Source organism: Estrella lausannensis, assembly GCF_900000175.1.
Classification (GTDB): Bacteria; Chlamydiota; Chlamydiia; order Chlamydiales; family Criblamydiaceae; genus Estrella; species Estrella lausannensis.
On record NZ_CWGJ01000001.1, the window covers coordinates 181,651 to 202,665 of the forward strand.

The 21,015-nt window shown below is 48.2% G+C and carries 22 protein-coding genes and 1 tRNA gene; 7 read left to right on the forward strand and 16 right to left on the reverse strand.

Annotated elements, in window-relative coordinates:
- Positions 1–111 precede the first annotated feature (111 nt).
- Positions 112–516 (forward strand): hypothetical protein, encoded by a 405-nt coding sequence (locus ELAC_RS00725; protein ID WP_098037357.1) that lies wholly within the window; start codon positions 112–114, stop codon positions 514–516.
- 85 nt (positions 517–601) lie between these two features.
- Here the strand turns inward: ELAC_RS00725 and ELAC_RS00730 are convergent, their stop codons facing one another.
- Together ELAC_RS00730 and ELAC_RS00735 are read right to left on the reverse strand one after the other, a co-directional pair.
- A complete protein-coding gene (locus ELAC_RS00730; RefSeq protein WP_098037358.1) occupies positions 602–826 on the reverse strand; it encodes a hypothetical protein in 225 nt (74 codons plus the stop codon).
- 28 nt (positions 827–854) lie between these two features.
- Positions 855–2,408, reverse strand: a complete 1,554-nt coding sequence (locus ELAC_RS00735) for a hypothetical protein (RefSeq protein WP_098037359.1) — start codon at positions 2,406–2,408, stop codon at positions 855–857.
- Between the two features lie 200 nt (positions 2,409–2,608).
- On the opposite strand from ELAC_RS00735, the gene ELAC_RS00740 reads away from it, so the two are divergent.
- Positions 2,609–3,250: an outer membrane protein gene (locus ELAC_RS00740; protein ID WP_098037360.1), complete on the forward strand. Its 642-nt coding sequence runs from the start codon at positions 2,609–2,611 to the stop codon at positions 3,248–3,250.
- Positions 3,251–3,253: 3 nt separating this feature from the next.
- Here the strand turns inward: ELAC_RS00740 and ELAC_RS00745 are convergent, their stop codons facing one another.
- The gene (locus ELAC_RS00745; RefSeq protein WP_098037361.1) at positions 3,254–3,730 is read right to left on the reverse strand and encodes a GNAT family N-acetyltransferase; all 477 of its coding nucleotides are present in this window, start codon (positions 3,728–3,730) and stop codon (positions 3,254–3,256) included.
- Between the two features lie 84 nt (positions 3,731–3,814).
- Between ELAC_RS00745 and ELAC_RS00750 the strand changes: the two genes are divergently transcribed.
- Positions 3,815–4,597 carry a sulfite exporter TauE/SafE family protein gene (locus ELAC_RS00750; protein ID WP_098037362.1) on the forward strand — a complete coding sequence of 261 codons (783 nt, stop codon included), beginning with the start codon at positions 3,815–3,817 and terminating at the stop codon, positions 4,595–4,597.
- 141 nt (positions 4,598–4,738) lie between these two features.
- On the opposite strand, the gene ELAC_RS00755 is transcribed toward ELAC_RS00750, so the two are convergent.
- Together ELAC_RS00755 and ELAC_RS11585 are read right to left on the reverse strand one after the other, a co-directional pair.
- Positions 4,739–5,344: a class I SAM-dependent methyltransferase gene (locus ELAC_RS00755; RefSeq protein ID WP_098037363.1), complete on the reverse strand. Its 606-nt coding sequence runs from the start codon at positions 5,342–5,344 to the stop codon at positions 4,739–4,741.
- Positions 5,345–5,568: 224 nt separating this feature from the next.
- A complete protein-coding gene (locus ELAC_RS11585; protein WP_143406394.1) occupies positions 5,569–5,811 on the reverse strand; it encodes a hypothetical protein in 243 nt (80 codons plus the stop codon).
- 186 nt (positions 5,812–5,997) lie between these two features.
- Between ELAC_RS11585 and ELAC_RS00760 the strand changes: the two genes are divergently transcribed.
- Positions 5,998–6,180: a hypothetical protein gene (locus ELAC_RS00760; protein ID WP_098037364.1), complete on the forward strand. Its 183-nt coding sequence runs from the start codon at positions 5,998–6,000 to the stop codon at positions 6,178–6,180.
- 112 nt (positions 6,181–6,292) lie between these two features.
- On the opposite strand, the gene ELAC_RS00765 is transcribed toward ELAC_RS00760, so the two are convergent.
- The 3 genes from ELAC_RS00765 to ELAC_RS00775 form a co-directional block, all read right to left on the reverse strand.
- On the reverse strand, positions 6,293–7,741 hold the full coding sequence (locus tag ELAC_RS00765; protein WP_098037365.1) for a hypothetical protein: 1,449 nt from the start codon (positions 7,739–7,741) through the stop codon (positions 6,293–6,295).
- Positions 7,742–8,347: 606 nt separating this feature from the next.
- A tRNA-Pro gene (locus ELAC_RS00770) sits at positions 8,348–8,422 on the reverse strand.
- Positions 8,423–8,432: 10 nt separating this feature from the next.
- The gene (locus tag ELAC_RS00775; protein ID WP_098037366.1) at positions 8,433–8,687 is read right to left on the reverse strand and encodes a hypothetical protein; all 255 of its coding nucleotides are present in this window, start codon (positions 8,685–8,687) and stop codon (positions 8,433–8,435) included.
- A gap of 148 nt (positions 8,688–8,835) precedes the next feature.
- Between ELAC_RS00775 and ung the strand changes: the two genes are divergently transcribed.
- The 3 genes from ung to proC all read left to right on the forward strand — a co-directional run bounded on the left by ung (position 8,836) and on the right by proC (position 11,601).
- Positions 8,836–9,546, forward strand: coding sequence for a uracil-DNA glycosylase (gene ung, locus ELAC_RS00780; RefSeq protein ID WP_098037367.1), 711 nt, complete (start codon positions 8,836–8,838; stop codon positions 9,544–9,546).
- Positions 9,547–10,092: 546 nt separating this feature from the next.
- Positions 10,093–10,785, forward strand: coding sequence for an LbetaH domain-containing protein (locus ELAC_RS00785; protein ID WP_098037368.1), 693 nt, complete (start codon positions 10,093–10,095; stop codon positions 10,783–10,785).
- A 15-nt stretch (positions 10,786–10,800) separates the two neighbouring features.
- The gene (gene proC, locus ELAC_RS00790; protein ID WP_098037369.1) at positions 10,801–11,601 is read left to right on the forward strand and encodes a pyrroline-5-carboxylate reductase; all 801 of its coding nucleotides are present in this window, start codon (positions 10,801–10,803) and stop codon (positions 11,599–11,601) included.
- Positions 11,602–11,782: 181 nt separating this feature from the next.
- On the opposite strand, the gene ELAC_RS00795 is transcribed toward proC, so the two are convergent.
- The 8 genes from ELAC_RS00795 to ccoS are packed head-to-tail and all read right to left on the reverse strand — an operon-like array spanning position 11,783 to position 21,014.
- Positions 11,783–12,034, reverse strand: a complete 252-nt coding sequence (locus ELAC_RS00795; RefSeq protein WP_098037370.1) for a hypothetical protein — start codon at positions 12,032–12,034, stop codon at positions 11,783–11,785.
- The gene (locus ELAC_RS00800) at positions 12,012–12,218 is read right to left on the reverse strand and encodes a hypothetical protein (protein WP_098037371.1); all 207 of its coding nucleotides are present in this window, start codon (positions 12,216–12,218) and stop codon (positions 12,012–12,014) included. The genes ELAC_RS00795 and ELAC_RS00800 overlap by 23 nt, the downstream gene beginning before the upstream one ends.
- Positions 12,215–13,474, reverse strand: a complete 1,260-nt coding sequence (locus ELAC_RS00805) for a cbb3-type cytochrome c oxidase subunit II (protein WP_098037372.1) — start codon at positions 13,472–13,474, stop codon at positions 12,215–12,217. Before ELAC_RS00805 ends, ELAC_RS00800 begins: the two co-directional genes overlap by 4 nt.
- An 11-nt stretch (positions 13,475–13,485) precedes the next feature.
- Positions 13,486–14,901, reverse strand: coding sequence for a cbb3-type cytochrome c oxidase subunit I (locus ELAC_RS00810; RefSeq protein WP_098037373.1), 1,416 nt, complete (start codon positions 14,899–14,901; stop codon positions 13,486–13,488).
- Positions 14,902–14,906: 5 nt separating this feature from the next.
- The gene (locus ELAC_RS00815; RefSeq protein WP_098037374.1) at positions 14,907–18,875 is read right to left on the reverse strand and encodes a cytochrome c; all 3,969 of its coding nucleotides are present in this window, start codon (positions 18,873–18,875) and stop codon (positions 14,907–14,909) included.
- A 9-nt stretch (positions 18,876–18,884) separates the two neighbouring features.
- Positions 18,885–20,210: a cytochrome b N-terminal domain-containing protein gene (locus ELAC_RS00820; protein WP_098037375.1), complete on the reverse strand. Its 1,326-nt coding sequence runs from the start codon at positions 20,208–20,210 to the stop codon at positions 18,885–18,887.
- 49 nt (positions 20,211–20,259) lie between these two features.
- Positions 20,260–20,772, reverse strand: coding sequence for a QcrA and Rieske domain-containing protein (locus ELAC_RS00825; RefSeq protein WP_098037376.1), 513 nt, complete (start codon positions 20,770–20,772; stop codon positions 20,260–20,262).
- A 14-nt stretch (positions 20,773–20,786) separates the two neighbouring features.
- The gene (gene ccoS / locus ELAC_RS00830; protein WP_098037377.1) at positions 20,787–21,014 is read right to left on the reverse strand and encodes a cbb3-type cytochrome oxidase assembly protein CcoS; all 228 of its coding nucleotides are present in this window, start codon (positions 21,012–21,014) and stop codon (positions 20,787–20,789) included.
- Between the last annotated feature and the right edge of the window lies 1 nt (position 21,015).

Here is a 21,015-nt window from a genome sequence, read left to right on the forward strand (position 1 = left end):
TTTTTTTTAATTATAATATAATTAGAGTCACGTATTTACTTTTACAACACTCATTGTATTGTTAATCCTTCAACCTCAAATCCTTAAGTTTTATTAAGGAAGGAGGGAGGTATGGTTGTTGAGAGCGAGTTAAAGAAGATCTATCAAGACATTAAAACCCATGAGCAGGCCCAGTTTTTCCTGTGCGGCTCGGATATCACGGTTCGTGTTTTTGATGGTGCTTCGAAAATTGCTTTCGTATCGCCTATCTATTTTGGCGGCAACTATATCCCCAAAAGCGTGAGGGAGGGGATTAAGAGAAACCCGCCATTTGAAAAGCTTCAGCTGATCAAGACATATCTTTCTGTGGATGAACCTGAGTACCGCATCTTTTTAAACTACATCGGCAGTACCGAAGAGCTTAACCAGATGAGACTGCAGCAGCTACTCGATGAATTCGAGCATCTCGCCGATGAGTGGAGAATTTACCTCGACGAGCAAGACAAAAACGACTTGATCTACGTCCGCCAGCTTTAGAGACAGCTCTTAGATTTACCCTGCATCAGCCTTATGCCGAAAGTGTACAAAATGGTTTTTGACACTTTCGGCAAAGTTCACGTTCTTATTCTTTTTTGTGCTGCGCGAAGACTTTTTTATACTCTTCTTCCAAGTCGGCCGCTATCTGCCGGAAGGTATGAAATGTCTTTTCAGCCGATTCCATCGCTTCATGGCAGGAGGAGACGATCAACTCCTCGAGCTTCACGGGATCTAAAAATTCCTCTGTGAGCTCACGCAGCTTATTTTCTTTCGCTTTCAGTGAAAGCTCATGAATGGGCGGCTCTTCCATGATCTCTCCTCCTTGCAGCCAACTGGCTCTATTTTCTCTTATACAAGACCACCTTGCCATTGTTCAAAGGGAAAGGTGTAACCACCAACGGAAGTCCCACGTTTAAAAAGGTAACAGCCGCTGTAAACGATCCTGTCCCTCCGGCGACGTAATCCCCATTTTGCGCGATCCCGAAGCCAAAAAAGTCCTTCGCGGCACCGCTTGGATCAAACAGCGTGTCTTTATGTTCCCAGCGGTCTTTATGGAATTTATACACTAAAATAGCCCCTTGGTTCACCTGACCTTCCGGACCGACGTGCAAAGGATCTGATATCAGGACCGTATCTTTCCTCAAACTAATGTTGATCAGGCTGGTTCCCTGAGTTGTGGGATCATCGGAAAATACCTTCTGCTGACGGACAAGGGACGCGTCTTTTCCGCTGCCGCTGATAGAGTAAAAGTAGGCAGCTCCCGAAAGAGTTGTTGAACCATTCGGAGCGGCAGCCTCAAAGCAGGCGCCGATAACAGCCCAGTATTTATTGAGGGCCAATGCGCAGCCGAACCCGTCTCCAATGCTCACCGGACCTGTGATAAACGGTGAGAAGAACGGTCCCAGGGTAATCGCCGTCCCTGTTTGCTGATCGCCGGAAACAGTTTGCAAATGGTGCCATTCCTTGTCGTGAAAATGGTATAGAAAGACGGAGCTGTTAGGGCTCGAAGGAAGAGGAGGCACTGGTACCGGGAGGGAAACGGCAGTAAATTCCAAGCGCGGCGTTTGGGCCACCACCCCGTTGCTGATCAGCGCCATGTCTTCATAGAGCGCCACTTGAGCACCAAAGGCATCGTTAGCAACAGATCCAGCCGGATTTGTGATTTTTTGAAACAGCTCCCACTCTCCTTTGCTGGAAGAGAGGTGAAAAGCGTAAACTGCGCCGGAGTTCATGAGAGGCTGATTCTCCGCATCTAAGTTTTGCTGATACTGAGCAGCTACTAAAAGCAGCCCATGTGCCAGATCAACGCTGAAGTTAAAGCCAAAGGAAGCGCCCTGCTGGAAGATCTGTGCTGGAATCACGGGATTTAAAGAGGCGGGGTTTGCTGGGGTCAGGTCTTCCAATCCCGGGGTGTTTCTGTCGAGCGTCTGCCTCAGCTTCCACTCTCCGTCCTCGAGATGATAAATCAGAAGCGCTCCGGTGAAATCTGCCTGGGATGGATCGGTATTGCCTAAGGGAGTTCCCGGCGCCGATACAAACAGCCACTTGCCGTGGGTTTGCAGATCAAGCAAGCCCAGATGGTCGCCTATCCCGCCTGTCTCGAGAATCTGCTTGTTCTCAAACTGCGATCCTTTTTTCTTGTAATAATAGACAGCACCGGGAATCACTGTTCCCTCAGGTTCTGCAACGCTTTCCGTCACGAAAAGCCAATCTTTATCTTCGTGTAATGTCACCGTGTTGCCAAACCCATCGCCCAAGGTGGGGCTTCCCGGGATGACCGCCGTAAAAGTCTGCACTGGGACATAAGACTCTCCAGCCAAGCGCTCATGACCCGCGCTCATCAGGAACAAACAAAAAACGCTCAACGCGAGCTTTTTAATTTTCGGATACATGAAACACCCCTTGCTTTGCTAAAAATCATCTAAGATCCCTTTTATTCCTTTTTTTTCTAAAGTCAAGAAAAATAAAAAAACAGCTAAGACCCAGGAATGCTAAAAGATAATCTATTGCTTTATTTGCACCATGTGAATATGGATAGGATAAGATCAAAAAACCAACACAAGAGAAAATTTTCTCGGTAAAGGAAGTTAATATGAAGAATCGTTCCGTACTGTGGTTGTTTTTACTACTATCCACAGCCCTTTTTTCCTCGGGGAAAGCTGCCGCATCCAACTGCTGCTACGACCCCTGCGCCTCCTACGATGAGTGCAATTTCTGGGATGGCATGTATGGCGGTGTAAGCGGAGGAGCCAACTTCCTTCATGCTTCCTCTAAAGATCACATGAAATTGGATGCCGACGTCGGGTATGCGGTGGGATTTCAGCTAGGCTATCGCTTCTGCCAAGGTATCCGCGCCGAATTTGAGGGCGTCTACCGTTACAATAAAATCGACCACATTTCCTTCCTTGGCGCCCATATTGACTCTGACGGCCATGTCAGAAGCATGTCCTATATGGCAAACGCGCTTTATGAAATCCCTTTTAACTGGTGCGGACTGTGCCTGTTTCCCTATCTTGGAGGGGGTATCGGCTATACTCACCAAAAAATTAAGGCGACGGACTTTGACTTAGCTGTCGAAGGAACCCGTAGCGGATTTGCCTGGCAGGTCATCGGCGGCGTGGGCTATTGGATCACTTCCAACTGGGACGTCGGCGTAGAATACCGCTACTTCAAGGGGGGCGCAAGCTTCGTGAACAACCAGACGGCACAATTAAAACTCACCTACCACTTTTAACCGTCAGATTGGCCTCGCCATTTTGAAATTGATCAACTTGATACCCTTTATCTCCACTGTTTGCTGGTAAAGGGTATCAAAGCCCATCCTCTCAAAAAACGGCTTGGCTGTGATGCTCACCTCGGCGAAAAGGCGGGGTATGCTGTTGCGGACAGCCTCCTGAGTAATAGCCTCCATCAACGCCTTCCCAACCCCTCTTCCTAAAAACTGATGGTGGCAATAGAAACAATCGATGTGGCCATCCGGCTCAAATTCCGCAAATCCGACAGCCTGCCCGTCAATCAGCGCCACAAAAGGGTTAGTCTTTGCAAATTTTTCTCCCCACCTGGCAGCGTCTAAGCTCTTGGGGGGCGCCCAGGCATCGATCTGTTCTTTTGTGTAGTCTCGGCTGTTTACAGTGTGGATCGTGTTGTAATAAATCTCTGCCAATGCGGCAGCGTCATGCGGCTCGTAGCGGCGGACCAAAACACATTTCTTCATAGCATTCCATGGGTAGTTTCTGTACAAGAAAGATAATGCAGAACAAATTTTTTAAGACGATATAACATTCACTACAGATTCCCTATGGAATATTTAGCGATTTGCCTGACTTCATTACTCGCCGCTGTCATCACCTTGTTCTCCGGGTTTGGCCTCGGGACTGTGCTGATGCCTGTTTTCGCCCTCTTTTTTCCACTCCAGGCAGCTATCGCCGCGACGGCAGTGGTTCACCTCGCCAACAATGTCTTCAAAGCGTTTATCGTGGGCAGGCTCGCCAACTGGAAAATCGTCTGCCTCTTCGGCCTGCCCGCGGCCTTTGCTTCGGCTATTGGAGCCTATCTTTTGGGCAGTTTAGCGGACGCGCCTCCGCTATACTCCTACTTTATCGACACTAAGGAATTTACGATTACGCTTCTTGGTGTCACTGTCGGGTCGATTATTGTGTTCTCTTCCCTGTTTGAGATCGTCCCGCAATTTGCCCGGCTCACGCTGCCAGCGGGATCTATTCCCCTTGGCGGTTTCGTCTCAGGCTTCTTTGGGGGGTTGTCGGGTAACCAGGGCGCTTTCCGCACTGCCGTATTGATTAAAGCCGGCCTTACCAAAGAGCAATTTATTGGAACCGGAGTGATCTCGACAATTTTAGTCGATACAGTCTGTGTCGCAGTCTACGGCTGGAGCCTTTTCTCGGAAAAATTCTCTCTGACTGAAGGATTGGAAGGCATCATCGCTGCTGCCAGCCTGACGGCATTTTTAGGCTCTTACATCGGTTCACTATTGATTGAAAAGATCACGATGACAATCCTCCGAATACTCGTGGGCATCATGCTGTTGCTGATGGGCGCAGCCATCGCCCTGGGGCTTATCTAGTACCCTACTTCGTAAATTTTGTGGGTGGGTTAATGCACCCTGCCTGTACCTTATTTGCGGCAAAAAAATTGCTAAAAAACCTGTAATAATTTGTAAAAACCTATCCACAAATTCGGGATAGGTTCTTTGATTCCTGTTTTATTATTCTTTTACGAAATACCAGACGTTGTTGTTGACATGCAGAGTCAGATCAAGGGCTTCTGCCGCTTTTGCCACCCCCATCTCGACAGAGTTGTCGTACCAGTTGTTTCCGCACAGGATTCCATTTGAGGAAAGGTGCGGATACCACGCCAAGATATCTTTATAGATGATGTTTGCATCATTACCCCCGACTATGCTGATAAAATCGGCTATGATGTTTAAAGATAGAGCCGCTTCCTGTGAGCTCATCCGAATAGGGATGATTTTCTCAGAGCTGTTTTCCTGTTTGACGTTGGACAGGAAGCGTTGAAACTGGCGCTTGTGTGTGGCACAATCGACCCATGCGTTGATAGAGTAGATACGGTTTAAGGAAGGCAGACTCTCCGATTGCTGTGCGATAAGTCTTGCCACGCCGCCATCTTGAGATTCCACATCGACAATAACTGCCGCGTTGTGTGAGTTGATCAAATCGTAGTAAATGTAACTGTCTTGAACAAAGTAGGGCGTCCCCGGAATCGTTCTGACAGACTCGTAAGGTTCTGGAAGAGCGCTAAGCGACTGAACTGCTAGTATTAATCCACTCATCATCAATGTAATTAATCTCATTTTACCCCCTCATTGATTGATAAAATAATCCGGCCAGCACAACAGGGCTGACGGCGCACCGATTGCTAATTTTTTTCAGCGATGCTTTAAACGAATTCATCAGAAGATGTGAAAGCAAGCAAGAATAAATTTTAATTTATCACAACCAATTACGTTCCTTTAGGATAGATAACTACTCGACAATTGAGAAAAAAAACTATTTCAACAAGATTTCAAAAACTTTTTTACCCTCCTTTTCCAGAAGAGTCATCTCTCCGTCTGTTGCAGAAATGATCATATATACTCATTAGCGGGCTCGAAATGAGCGTTGGGAACAAAGAATTCCAATTGCTGGGTAAGATACCGGAGTAGGTGGCGACTAAAACAATTTTCCCTTTAATTTCAAAAGGACTTGCCTGCAGGCTATCGTGCGCTCCCTGCCAGATGGAGACGTAAGATTCAATCCCTTCACCTGGCGAGGATTTCATTTTATTTCAATCGGACAACTCTGAAGAGGAGGGCAGCTTGTTTGTGGGCTCGAGAGCCTTTTAAGGGCACCTTTCAAGCTTGCCTATATACCGTTCTCAAAAGCTGATAAAGGGTATCAAAGCCCATCCTCTCAAAAAACGACTTGGCTGTGATGCTCCCCTCGGTGGAAATGTGAGGGGGGGGAGTTGTCGGGCAACCAGGGTGCTTTCCGCACTGCGATATTGATTCAAGCCGGTCTTACCAAAGAGCAATTTATCGGAACCGATGTGATCTCGACAATTTTAGTCGATACAGTCTGTGTCGCAGTCTACGGCTGGAGCCTTTTCTTGGAAAAATTCTCCCAGACTGAAGCATCATGCTGTTGCTGATGGGCGCAGCCATCGCCCTGGGCCTTATCTAGTACCCCAAGTCAAAGAGCATAAAGAGAAAGCACTAAATCCGCCCTTGTCACAAGAGTTTAAAAAAACCAAGACTTACAAGTCAGTGGTTCGATTTTCTAGAGGTAACTTCTTTGAGCGACCTGGATTTCTTTTTAAACCTATTTGTTGTTCTTAGGATATCAAATGCTAAACCTCCCGAAGGCGGGAAATATCCTTCTAGAGATTCGGAATAAACGGAGGTTATCAAGAAAAAATTTTGCGATTCTTTTGGGCCCCAAGGTCCTTTATGTTTTAATAAAGAATGGACGGGTTTGAGTATATGCTCTTGGAGTGTGCCGTAATCGTCATACCGATGACTTTTACTTTCCAGAAAATCGATGAGTTTTAACCGCCCTACAAAGGAGTGCACAAAGCGATACCCTATTTCCTGTCCTTCAACAACTTTAATGACAACAAATGAGTGCCCCGGAAACAATTTCGTTTCATTATCTGCATCAATAAATCTATCTGAATAAATTTGAACCATGAATGTTCCCTCTTCTGAATCTCTGAGAGCGGATTTTAATTCATGAAAGGTTAGTTGTTGGCAGTAAGAATGGTTAAATAGATTCGCCTGAACAATTGCACATGCTACATCTTGGCATTTTGAGTCATTTTCAATAACTTCAACATCAATATTAAAAACAGTTTTATAGTAAGTCTTTGCTAAATTTACCATCATGCCATCGGTAAATATTAACCTCTTTAGTTTCTTGTCGATTGCTTCGTAGCGATGATATAAGGCTTGTGAGATGGGAGATTGGATCGATGCGATTTTGTCAAATTTCCAATTGGAATTGTTAGCGCGCACTGTTTGAATGATAAGAAAAGATAGATAATTTATGCGCATCTCAAAACCCGGTGCCCTGTCCGTTGTCCGGCCAAAATTTGCCATCTCTAGCAATCGACCACTGGGACATACTTTACTATCCGGGCCAAAGCCTATAAGGCGCTCAGAGTAGATAGAGGTAATCGAAGAAAAATCTCGACATTCTTTTTTAGTCCAAGGCCCCCTTTTATTTAATATTGAGAAAAAGGGACGCAGAACTTTTTCCTTGAGAGAAGAAAAGTCAAAGTAGTATCTATCAGCATTTAACAGGAAATCCTTGAGAGAATACTCTTCCACATAACTTTGAGCTAATAGATAACCAGTTTTGCCGTCTTCGATAGCTTTTAAAACAGTAAATGCATGTCCTTGAAAAACTGCTGTTTTATTCTCCTCATTGACGAACTCGCTTCCATAGATGTTTAAAAAAAATGTTCCTTCTTCAGCGTCTTTGAGGGATCTGAACAATTTTTTTACCGAATCAATCTTTTGATAGCGAGATTGACCAAATAAATTTCCCTGGACAATCGCTCTAGCTGTTGTCCCGCATGCAAATTTATTGGAGTTGGTGCTTGAAGAATGAAAAATAAAGGGGCTATAGACGTTAGCCATCAAGTCGAAATGATTCGAATCATCAAAAAGCTGTATTAATTTTTTATCGATTTTTTTGAATCGACTTTCCAAACCATGATTACAACTCCTTCGCTTCTGGAAGCGATGAGAATACAAACTAGAATTACGCAGACACGAACTTACAAACATGATTTTTCAACTTTCAAGCTAACGATGGTTACTTCTTTTTGGCGCGCGAGCGATGCAATGAGTCATCAACTATACCATCAAAAGCCGGTAAAATAAAGAAGCAGTTTAGCTTTAAATGCCTCATCATCTTACTTATAGCGGTTGGATGGTAATGATTAGACCACACTCACACGATTCTAAAAGAGCGCTAAGCGACTAATGCCGTAAGATGCCCTCGGTGTCATTCAGCCCCGAACCCAGAAAGATGAATTGTTTTGTTCAAACACTAATGAAGACAAGATCCGAGTAAGATTCTGCAATTCAATCCTTCAAAATCATGCGTGGTTTGTGTCCTTAAGGGGGAAGTGCGCTTTCTCAGGATACTCACAAAGTCCATGGAGCTGGCTTACATTTGGATATTCTTAAACAACCTCAAATCTCAGATCGTTTAGAACCAACATAGAGCATTCTGCCGATCTTTGACGAAAGGTCGATTTATCGAATGCTTTTGAGAGAAAAATTTATTGTAATTCATTAAGAGAAAAGGAATCTGGGTGAGAAGATTCGAACTTCCGACCCCTTGCACCCCATGCAAGTGCGCTAGCCAAGCTGCGCTACACCCAGATTGAAGAATTTAGATGGCCTGAAGGCCCTCGAATTGATACTTAGGCTCTTTGATGTCCTTGGCGGCGATCTTGGCGCACTCCTCGATGATTTTTTCCATCGGGTCGGCAAGGTCTACGTTAGCCGCGGCAAGGTCCACTGTGATCGAAGCGGAAAATGTCGTGCCGCCTTTGATCCCATTCACCTTAAACTTGGAGAATACCCCGTTCTTTTTCTTGACGATGCTTACGAAGCGGATCTGGTTGTTTTCTGCAATATTGTTCATAAGCTCTTTCGGGGTTTTCAGTTTCGCTTGGGCACCATTCTATAGAAATCGGTTGTTTGTCGTCAATTAAAGAGAAGTGTTGAATCCACCTTCCTTGTGAAATTTCCACGGGGAAGATACCCTTGGAGAAAAAAATGGAGAATTTCTCATGGAAAGAGAGCAAATCGACGCGTTTTTCAACCTGCACGCAAGCTGGAGGACAGCTCTTGAAAACGAGTTCAACAAACCCTACATAGAACCGCTCATCCGGTTTGTAGAGGAAGAAAGAAGGGGAAAAGCCCCTGTTTACCCCTCTCGGGAAAATGTCTTTACCGCCCTCAACACCACTCCCTTCGATGAAGTGCGGGTCGTCATCTTAGGACAAGACCCCTATCACGGGCCCGGCCAGGCGCACGGCCTCTGTTTCAGCGTTCAAAAAGGGGTCCCTTTTCCCCCTTCGTTGCTCAACATCTTCAAAGAGATGCGGCAAGATATTGGCGCGCCGATGCCGACGCATGGCTTTTTAGAAAGCTGGGCTAAACAAGGCGTTCTTCTGCTCAACACCACACTGACAGTCTCTGAGAGCGCCCCTCTCTCCCATTTTGGCAAAGGGTGGGAGCTCTTCACAGACGCCATCATCCACGCCCTGGCGGAAAAAAAGGACAATCTCATCTTCGTTCTGTGGGGTAAAAACGCCCAGGATAAATGCGCCTTCATCCACAAAAAAAACAGCCTGGGCAAATCCCACACTTTGATCAAAGCCCCGCACCCCTCCCCCTTGTCGGCCCACCGCGGTTTCTTCGGCAGCCGTCCCTTCTCTACCGTCAACACCATCCTTTCCAGCCAACAGCAACCCCTTATCGACTGGCGTGTGATCTAAAGTTCTCATTTTGTTGGGGAAAATCTGTTCATGTGTTGAATAAACCTTTGTTCATAAGGTGGTTTTCAGATCCTTTTTGAACGATTTTCCCGTTATGAACAGGTCATCTAGACAAGATATCAACAGAGGAAACATCTAGGGAAACAACCCACTTATCAACAACCCCACAGCAACAGAAGAAGAAGAGATATCTATAAAAAGAAACTCTTCTTCAAGCGGTTGTGAAAAAAATGTTTTGTCACCAAACAAGATTTCAAAGATTTTCTCTCGACAATTGTTGAATGTTTGTCGACAGAATGTGTGTGATGAGCAAATGACGGCTTATTTTTGTCAGGAAGTTTCGACCGTTGTCGATAGCGGCAAGATAGTGAACAATCTTCCAACAAAGGAAGACTCTAGGGCAGAATAGGGAGTTGTTGACAAATCCACAGGGACTAAAGAAGAGGATTTACATATATATTACTTTTCTTCTTTCTTTTTCTCTTGAAAATATGCAAAAACCATTCACAAGAACATAAATTTCTCCTCAGGGAGTCACCGAGGCTTATGAACGATTTTTCCCCAACCAAACTCTTTGATTTATCAGGCTTTAAGCACGCTTCCATCTTCGATGGCTGTGAGTATGCCTGGGAAGCTTTGCCCAAAATCCATCTGTTTTTGGAGGGATTGGAGCTCGGCCGCATCGAATCCCCTGTGCCTAAAGAAGCCCATCTGGTCAACCCGGAATTGATTACGATTGAGAGCGGCTGTCTGATTGATCCGGGGGTCTACATTAAGGGGCCCTGCTATTTAGGTCGTGGAACAGAAGTGCGATTCGGCGCCTATATCCGCGGTGATGTGATTGCCGGGGAAGGAGTGGTCATCGGCCATACAACGGAAGTGAAGAACTCAATTTTGCTTAATAAGGCCCATGCAGCGCACTTTGCCTATGTCGGCGACTCAATCCTTGGGTGCGGGGTTAATCTGGGCGCAGGAACAAAGCTAGCCAATCTGAAGCTGACAAGAAGCCAGGTCCGGGTCAGGCACAAAGGGAGCAGCATCGCGACAAACTTAAGAAAATTCGGGGCGATCCTCGCCGATGGGGCGCAAACAGGCTGCAACTGCGTGACCAATCCCGGCACGATCATGGGAAGAGACTCGTCGGCCTTTCCCTGCACAAACATCGGAGGATTTATTCCCTCCAAGCACATTTTTAACCACGAGGGAAAACTTGTGGCAATGTCCGTTCATCACGTTTAAGCAGGAGATTTTGTTGTGGCAGAGCAGGCAAAAGAGCCCCGCGTATTGATTTTCGGTACGGGGACGATTGGCGGGGGGATCGCCAAGATCTTGTCCAAGAAAACGAAACCGCTCCTCTATGACAGAGATTTTTTGAAGGCGGAGGCTCTGGCCAAAGAGTTTGGTTGCATCGCGGTCAAAACAAAAGATGAGGGGCTCAGCCAGGCCGAATTTATAATCCTTTGCGTCAAGCCGCAAGATCTCAACCAGACAGCGCTTGAAATCCGCGGCCGCCTGAAAAAGGAGCATGTGATCATCAGCGTGCTCGCCGGTGTCAGCATAGAAAAGCTCCAGGGGGCCTTTGGTACGAATAAAATCGTGAGAGCTACCCTGAATCTTCCTTCGCTTTATGCGAGCGGCTTGATCGGCCTTGTGGCCCATGAGGCGACCACGGAGTGGGAGCGGCATCAAAGCGAGAATTTATTTAAAAAGATGGGGCATGTGATTTGGCTGAACGAAGGGCGTATCGACGCTCTGACCGCCCTTTCAGGATCCGGTCCTGCCTTCTTGCTGGTCTATTATGAGGCGATGGTCGACGCCGGCATCGCGCTGGGTATTCCTGTCGACTTGGGAAAGAAGATCGCTCAGGAAACTCTTTCCGGCACAATGGAGATGATCAAGCAATCCAAAAAGCATCCGGGGGAGCTGCGCTGGCAGATTGCCTCACCGGCAGGATGTACCATCGCCGGCCTGAAGCAACTCGAGGACGAGTCGCTAAGGTCTGCCGTCATCAATATCTTTTTGGCAACGCACGACCGGATCAAAGATTTCGACTAGGCCATTTCGTTTTTCTGCAGCAGGTCTAGGCCGAAGGTGTTACAAAATGGAGTGTGGGCAAAGAAGAAGCCTCGCGCTTGAAAGGTTGCAAGTCACTTAGTATTAAGTGATGATTTGTAATCTTTCAGGTGCGAGGCTTTTTTTAAACCAAAGACCCAATTTTGAGATGCTTTTGGTGTAACTACAATTTTTGGGGTTGGTCGACGTTTTCGTAGGGAAAGGTGGTGTTGGCCGCCTTCTGCAACTCCTGCCAAGATCCTCTGTCAAGCCATCCATGTGATCCGTTCCAGTAGAGAATCAACCAAACAAGACCCCAGAAAGGTAAAATGAAATAGATGAGTTTAAGCCATCTTGGAATCTCGGCGTTTTTGGATTGAACACTCCCGTCGGCAAAGATCTCAATTTCGTCTTTATCTTCTTCGTGATTTGTCATCTATCCATCCTTTGTCGTTGTCGTCGAGCATGCGCCTGGCCGGCTCGTCATCCATATCAAGACGTCCCTTCCACCATAAGCAGATAAACAAGAGCAGGGCCGTGCCAAAAAAGAGCAGCATGATGGAAAATATCGCCATCGATCCCAAAAAACCGGCGCCGTCTAAGCTGAGTAAAAGTGTCATGGTTGCGCCTGTTTTCTTTCGATCAACTCCTTGGTTTTTACCGGGTCTTTTCCAAGCCACCACGCTTTGGTTGGCGGGGTGATGCGTGTTCCTTTCGTCATTAGGTACTGGAAGATTGCTTCGAATTTGGCGTTGGGGATACCTGTAAGGGATTTAGAAGTACCCCTTGGGTCGTCGTCGAAAAAGTGCTGGAATGCCGGCATGATCGAGCCTTTGCTGGCGGTTTTTGGAGACCAGAAGTGGCCTTTGTGCCAGTCTCTGCTTGGCCTTTTGACACCCACACGTGAAATGTCGGGGCCGTTTCGTTTGGTGCCGGGGAAGGAGATCTCCTGGTAGATGTATTCGTTGGCCGAGGAGGGGGGTGCCGGATAGGACTCAGAACCGTTTAAAACGACATCTTGAATCAGTGTTCTTGTTTGGTCGGTGTGGCAGTACCAGCAGCCTTCGATGGCGTAGAGGTGCTCGCCATAGGCGATCAACTCTTTTCGCGACATAAATCCCAGCTCGTGGCCTTTAAGCTCGTCGAGAGAGGCAATCGGATCTCCTGCAGGGTCGTAGCGCCACCCCTCTTCAGCACCGAACTTATACTTTTTGACGCGGTACTCCTTGGGATTGCTGACAAAGATCACTCCGCTCTCTTGATGGTAGGAGTGGCCGTCGGTTCCTTCTAAAATCACGAAATCTTGGTCGACCCAATTCTCCAAAGAGCCCTCTGTTTCGCTATGGGCAAACGCCTCATCGCCGCTTGGACGGTATAGTTCAAACACAATCAGATCGGGAGGGGGAAGTCCCTTGTTTTCGGGGGATTCACTCCAGATCGCTCTGTGCTTTGAGGATAGCTCTGAGGCTTTAATCTCAATTTCGCTTCCCTTTGCCGGCCTTCTTAAAAGAAGCAGCTCTCTTGTCAGCTTGAGCGGGCTCTCTCCGGTTTTCGTGATATATTTCTCAAGCTCTTGCGGGGCGATGATCTTGACTGTTTCGCTTTCTTGGAACGAGAGGAGGGAGAAGCCCTTTTTCAGGTGATAGGCCACTTGCAACTCGGGACCCTTTTTAGTTGAGCTGGAGATGTAGACGTTGGGATCGGAGATCTCATACATCTGCTTTTGATAGGATGAGGAGGGTTCTGTCCAGCTGGGGTCGATATAGGTTGGGGCGACCAAGGTGACGCCGATGGAAAAGGAAAAGAGAAACAGGATTCCAATCAGTGTCAGGATTGCCGAACCATCCAGTTTGTGGAAGAAGTTGTCGTGGCTCATAGTGCTCTCGTTTAACTCGCAGGTTGTGTTTTTGGCTTTAAGATCACGGTATTGAAGACATTAAAGGCAAAAAGGAGGTTGGCAACCAAGATGATGATACCTCCCATAAGCCTCATGTGCCACCAAGGCTGCATGTCGGCTACGGTATCGAGGAATGTCATCTGTGTCAGCTGGTAGTGGTAGTCGGCATAGGTCGAACCGTCGGCCCACTTAGACCATAAGTAGCCTTGTAAAAACCCACCTAGCCAGAGAGGGAGGATGAATGGAAGGCTCCCGAGCAGGTTCAGAGAGAAGTGCCAGTTCGCAAGACGTTCTGACCAAAGCGGTTTACCAGTCAAGGCGGGCAGAGCCTGGTAGATGCCGGCAATGGCGAAGTAGGTAAATGTGGCGTAGAGCGCAATGTGTGAGTGTCCGATGATCCAGTCTGTCTTAGAGGTGATCTCGTTGATATTGCGAAGTGCCTGCAGGGGACCTTGAATACAGGTGAGCAGGTAGAAGATGTTGCCCATGATAATGAAGCGTACCGCTGCGCTCTTTGTGTACTGCTCCCAATCTTCGGCGACCGTCATAAAGAGGTTTGTGACAACGGAGAAAACCGGGATAAAGAGCCAGATGGAGAAGATAATGGATACGGTCTGCAGCCACTGTGTCATCGGGCCATGGATGATGTGGTGGGCTCCAACCCAGGCGTAAACGAAAGCGATGGTCCAAAACCCAACCATCGAGAGGCGGTGGCTGTAGATGGGTCTTCCGGTGAGTTTTGGAAGGGCGTAATAGGCGGCGGCAAGCCCCATGGGGGTGAAGATCAAGCCGACAAGATTATGCACGTAGAAGAAACTTAAATTAACACGCGAGATTCCTCCAGGAATCCAATTGATTGCCCAGCTGCCGGCGACGTAGGTGAATGTGGTCCAGATCATGGTTCCCATGGTGTACCAAAGAGAGACATACATCTTCTCGTAGCGACGTATTGCAATTGTCATGAAAACGTTGATAACGACAAAAACCCACGACAGGGTGAACATGGCCTTGACGGGGATGAAGGAGACGTTTGTGGGCAGCTCGGCATATTCCCAGCCGAAGTTGGTGCCAAAGGGGTAGGAGTAGACGCCGATGATAAGGCTTGGCCACCACAGGCAGACCGAGGCTAAGGCGAGACCTGGACTCCAAAGGGCGACACCTGTCAGTCTCTGCACAAAGTAGTAGATCAAGCCGACGTTGGCGGAAAGGAGCCACAACAGTGCGACGCTGCCTACGTGGACGGGCCTCACTCTTCCGAAGTGGGCATATTCACCCTGAAAGTAATCGGGAACAACAAAGCCGTTGAAGGCGATGTAGACGCCAAAAGTCATCCCGAGGATCATAAAGAAGATGGCGGGATAGAGCATCATCTTCACGGGTAAGTCGTTGTATTCAACCTGGTTCATTGTTCTCAAACCTTTTCTTTTGCAGATTGCATCAATGTATTAGAAAGAGGGGCTTCATTGAAAGCGTTAATATCATAAACCTCTCTCTCCTCGCGTTTGGAGCTCTCAGCAAGAATATAGGAGATTTTGTTGATCAATTTGCGGTACTGTCCGATTCTGGCCGCCAGCTCCGAGATCCTCTCTTCTGTATCTGCCGACTTTACCTTTCCCCGAAGTCCTGTCAGCTCATTATTGGAGTTGGTAATTTTCAGCTCCAATTGCTCGAGAAGGGATTTTTTGAGCTCTTCACGCTCCTTCTCAATCTCTTTTGAACTCTCTTTGTTAATCTTGCCCTCTTTAAAGGTAAAGGGGGTCTGATAGGTCGCGATCAATGAGATGTAGGTGTCGAAGGCCTCTCCTGAACCGAGCATCGAGATGATCGAGCTCCCCGCAGAAAAGAACCCCTGCTTTTCCTGTCGGATTTCGCCGATCAGATCGACGAGCAGGTTATCGATTCCTTTGAGCTTATCCAGTTGCCTCTCCGCTTTTAGTTCGGCGGCGATCAGGGCGGCGATATCTCCCTCTTTGATCTCTTCAGGTGGATTGGCTCTGAAGTCTGCTATTTTTTTTCTTGCTTCTTTCAGGGCGGCGATCTGTTCTTCAACCAGAGGATACAGGTGGCTTCTTGCCTCTTCCAGAACTTGAATTTTAGCGTCAAAGACTTTGTAGGTGATCTCCTTCAGCTTCTCACGCTGCACCCCTTCTTCACTCAGTGTGCGGATGTACATCACGAGCTGCATTCTCTGTAGTCCGGAGGTGACATCTCCCCATTGGGTCATTGAGGTGCCTGCAACACCGTACTTGATGGAGCGTAAAAGTCTTAGGTCATCTCTTGTTCCAAGCCACTCCAGGTTGGTGAGCATACGCGGCTTGGCGTCGACCATAGTCTGTGCACGAAGGCCTCTGCCATCGGCATCTTTTCCGTGGCAGACGGCGCAGTTGAGGTCAAATAGCGCTTGGCCCTTTTTCAGGTTTTCTTCCGTGTAGTAGGCGCGTTTGATGTAATACCCTTTTTTATCGACATACCCGTCTTCATGGGGAACGATGTCGAAAATTTCATCGACAGCGGACTTTTTAGGGGCTGTCGCCGGTATGGTCTTATCCAAGGAGGCGTAAAGAATCTCCGAAGAGATATCGAGGCGCGCCTGCTCGTTCTGTTTTTTTCTCTGGAGGTCTTGCACATCCTTTGGACGCAGATCTTTGATCGCATCTTCCGGAGTGTAGTTCCATTTGGGGATCTCTTCCTTGCCACGGATTACCGTGCTTCCGGGTAGAGATGAGTACATCCAGTCTACCAAACGGAGAACCTCTTCTTTTGTGAGAACGGGTGTTGCCACCTCATTCTCTTTACCTTGTCCAATCTCTCCCCAGGGCGGCATCGGTGTTCCCTTCACGCCGTGGATGATCGACTCGGCTGCACGCTCCTTGGTCAGGTTTCTAAGGAAGTTGGCATTGCGTAAGTTTTTGGGGATGGGATAGATCCAATCAGCTACAGGACCGTTCCCCTGCAGAAAATCGCCATGGCACTGCGAGCAGAGCATCGCATATGCCATCTCGGGGTTGAACCCGTCCTTACGCCACTCTTCTCTCAGCGCTTCTTTGTTTCTGATTCCGATTACATCCAGCATTTTTGTCAGGGCAAGGTATTTGCTGTCATCGAACGGAAACACCGGCATGATCGATCTGGCGACTAAGGCGCTGGGGTTGCGGAAATGCTCCATCAACCACTCATCAGAGCGGTATACGCCAGACCAGTTGGGTCTAGGACCGATCAACCTGCCAAGGCCATACTCTTGGATAAACGCCATGAGAACTTTATGCACTCTTTCTTTCCAGAGGGCTGTCTGTTTGGCCTCTTCCTCGTCCGGCAGGGCGGTATAAGCTTTCCCCTTCGCCCTTGCGGCATACTTGAAATTGGAGTAGTAAGATTCGATGAGCCCCGGATGAGTTTTTTCGATTTCATCAAGGAGGGCATTGTCCTTTTTCAAGGAGATTAATTTTTCATCGATTTCACGCGCATGGGCGTCAATTGCTTTGACGATGTCGGAGCCTTGAATCGATTCCGGGAAGAGGTTTGTAAACCATTCGCTTCCTTCACCTTCTTTCCCTTGGGCAAATCCAACAGAGGATTCAAACCCCTTCAGACGGTGGCAGGCAGCGCATCCCTCGGTGGCAAAGACTGTCATCGAGTAACGAAGGTCGTTGAGCTTCGAAGGGGGAATGGGCTTTTCCCAATCATTCTTTCTTCCTGCTTCCCACTCCTGAATCGCTACCTTGTGTCCAGTCTCTGATTCGCTCTTGCGTTTACCGGTCTGGGCCAGAAGGAATGTCGTCAGTGCCTCCAGCTCTTCGTGATCCATGTGCATGTTGGGCATTGTCGATGTCTTTAAATCCGCCTGAGGCCAGACGATCGACTCTTTGATAAACCATGGGTATTTAAGCCCCTCTTTGGTCAATTCAGGGCCGACACCGGCTCTTGAGAGGCCCGCGATACGGTGGCAGGCGTAGCATCCTTGGGCTACAAAGAGTGCTCTACCCCTTTGATAGGTCGATGTCAGGTGGTCGATATCTGTTTTAAGAGCAGAGATTGTCGCTTGATCCAAGACAGCGTCCTGCACTGAATTTTGCGTCTCTTTTGCGTGCTTTTCCAGATCCCTCTGCAACTTGAGTGCTTCGGCTTTTTTGGCAAGAGCACTCTTCGGCGCTGTTTCGATGAACGATTTAAGCAGAGTAGAATAATCAGTCCCGCTTTCACGGTCTTTTTTTTCCAGGATTTCTGCGAGAGCTTGCTGCGCTTTGTCATCGCCGGAAAGTTCGACAAGTGCTTTTTCGGTGGCTTTCACAGCATCTTCAGAGTTCTGATATCTCTTTAAACGCTCGATATTGGTGGCGACAGACTCTCTTTCTCGGTCAGAAAGGGAGGGGTTGTTCTCCTTTTCCTGCAAGATCGAGATCGTCTTTTGCAAGGTGTTCTCACTCAATAATTTTTTGAGGGATCTTAAGACTAAGAAGGCTTGCACATCTTCTTGCAGACCGGTTTGGATCGCGGCTGCTTTTTTCTCAATTCCCTTCACTGCCAGTCGCACCGAGTTGACGGAATTTCGGAATTCATCCGCAGTGGTCTTGTGACACTGAATGCAGCGCGCCTCAATTAAGTTGTTCACATAGAGAGGGGTCGTCATGAAAAGCAGGCTGTGTCCAGGCTTGCTGTTGAATACTTTGGAGAAAATCGGATCGTTATCTTCGTCCTGCTCTAAAAACTCAGGCTTGTGACCGACAAACTCTGCTTCATAGCGTCCGTCAAAAACAGGACCGTGCGCTTTTTCTGTCGTCAGTCCCCGGCCGTTGCCATTGTGGCATGAGGTGCAGCCGTATTCTTCTATCGGGTGGAACTCAAACGGTCTCGTCTCCTTTCCAATCAAAGGGTGCATCTTCAGCACTTTGGTGACATCGTACACATGTTCGCCAACCTCGGCTGTTTTAAGACCTTCCAGTTTCGCGGCCGCTGTCTCGTCCCCTTTTTCCCTCAGTTCCTGGATCTTCTTGTCTAAGCGATAGTAGACGTAGTTTTCATTCTTTTCCTGAACGGGAAAACCCTCTTCGTTCACGCGGATGTTGCCGTTGACGTCGCGAGCGACCTTGGTGGGAGAGAAGTGCTCAAACTGCAGGGCGACGTGGCAGGAGGTGCAGCGGTCGATGTCGGCCGGCCCCTTGTTTTCCTTTTCCATCACAATTTGCTGGATGCCCGACTTAAAAGGGGGTATCGGCTGCCCGGAATAGGTGGAGCGGAATTTTTCCAGCGCCAGGTAGTCGTTTTGGTAGATCTTATACTCGGGAAATAGTTCACGGTAGAAGAACACACCGAAAAGCCCTGCAGCGGCAAGACCGGCGGTGATGAGAAAAAATTGGTAGGTGTCTCCACGAAAAGCCCGCATATGTCCCCTTTAGTGCCTTGCAAAATTTTCAGTCCACGGCCAGACCCAGCCCCAATTGGCTCCGCGGAAATAAGTTCCAACGATAATCAGGATCGCCTGCAGCGTCATGAAGGCGGTGTAGACGAAGATTGCAAAATAGCGGCTTCTGTGAAACCACACACCTGATCCATGAGGGTTCCTGTCGAGATAGGGGATGACCATTAATCCGACGACTATCAGGCCCGGAATGGCAACGCCACCCCAAAAAGCGTTATAGGCAACCATCTCCTGAAGGCCGAGGAAGTACCATGGCGCTTTGGAGGGGTTGGGCGGGTTGCTGGCGTTTGCCGGTTCTTCGAGCGGTGCGTCAATGAGGGAGAGGGCCAGGCAGAAGATTAAAGTGATCAAAAACGCCACAAGCTCGGCCCGCAAAAGGTGTGGCCAGGTGAAGACGAAATTGTAGGGTCCTTTGTCTACAGTCGGACAGGTTCCCCGGACAAGCTCCATCAGGCCGTACGTTCTTCTGACACCGGGAGCAAACGACTCCTTGGTGTCCGATCGCTGGATGACGCGATAGGGATCGGGTCTGTATGTGTCTGCCGGGCGCGACAGGCCGCCATCTTTTCTGATTCGCCAAAAATGCACCCCAATGAGGGTTCCTGTTGCGAGAGGGAGCAGAGCGACGTGAAGGACGTAAAAGCGGATAAGGGCATCCTGACCGACCTCTGTCGAAGCCAACAGCATCACCTTATTGATATTGTACTCAAATCCGGGGAGATTAGGAACATAGCCTGCAATGTTGGAACCGACGGTGATAGCCCAGAAAGCGAGTTGGTCCCAGGGAAGCAGGTAACCGGTGAAGGACAGCAACAGCGTCAACACCATCAGGATGACGCCGATCACCCAGTTGAAACGCCTTTCCCCTTTGTAGGATCCGGTGTAGAAAACTCGTGACATGTGCAGAAAGACAAACAGCACCATTAGGTGCGCCCCCCATCTGTGCATGTTACGGAACATCATGGCAAAGGGAGTGGTGTCTTGCCAGTCTTTCATAATTTCATAGGCACGGTCTTCTGTCGGGATGTAGAAAAACATCAGAATGACGCCCGTTATGACAAGAATCAGGAAGAGGCTTGTTGTAATCGCTCCAAGGCCGAGGGTGTAGAAGGGGTCGAGCGAGTTTTTGTGGCACTTGACCGGATGGAAGTGGAGGAAGAAGTTTTTAAAAACAATTTCCGAGCGGTCAACGTCATTGTTGGGGTAGCCGTGCCTGAAGATCGATCTGAGTATCAGATTGGGGAGCCCTGCGATATATTCGGGCCATGTTTCCCTTTTTTTTCCCTGAAAGACTGCCATTGTTGTTCACTGATCCTTGTTGAAATTGATTTGGCGCTGCCCGCATCTGTTAAGCTGTTGGTTTAAACCACGCTTCGTTCCAGTCAAGAGTTGTTTTGGATTTATCCACTAAAATCTCTCCTGAAGCTCCCTGATAGACATGATAGTATACTAAAGGGTTCGGGGCGGGGCCTCCGGTGTTTCTTCCATAGCGGTCATAGGTCGATCCGTGGCAAGGGCAGGAGTACCCCGTCTCGACAGCGTTCACAGTGCAACCGAGGTGGGTGCACACCGCTGTTTGCACACGCACTTTCCCCCCTTGGGTCTCAATGAAGACCTTTTGTTTGGAATTGAACACCTTTCCGTCTTGTGAAAGAACCTCTTCAGGGCGGCCAATCGAAAATACGCTGGGAGGCACCTTCATGGCGTTCGGATAGAGGAAACCGAGGAGCGACGCTCCAAAGAAGCCGCCGGTTCCGATTAGGCAGGCCCCCACACCAATCATGGCTAAAAATGAGCGCCGGGATATTCTTGGGTCTTTGTCGTTGGCATCGACATTCAGCGAATTACGCAGTTTAGGCATGGTTCACCCGTGTTCTACTTGTCGTGATTAATGATCGGTTCATCGCCAAAAGAGAGTGTTTGCTTCTCTTTTCTTCGTTTTTTTTCATCTTCTTTCACCCGCGGGAGCTGATGATCCTGCTCTCTTAACATCTGGTATTTGGGCTCCTCAGAATCTTCGAACTGCCCTTGCTTTTGGAAATAGAAGTAAATGATACCGCCGGCCATTCCAAACGCCAGCGTCACTAAAATATATCCCAGCATG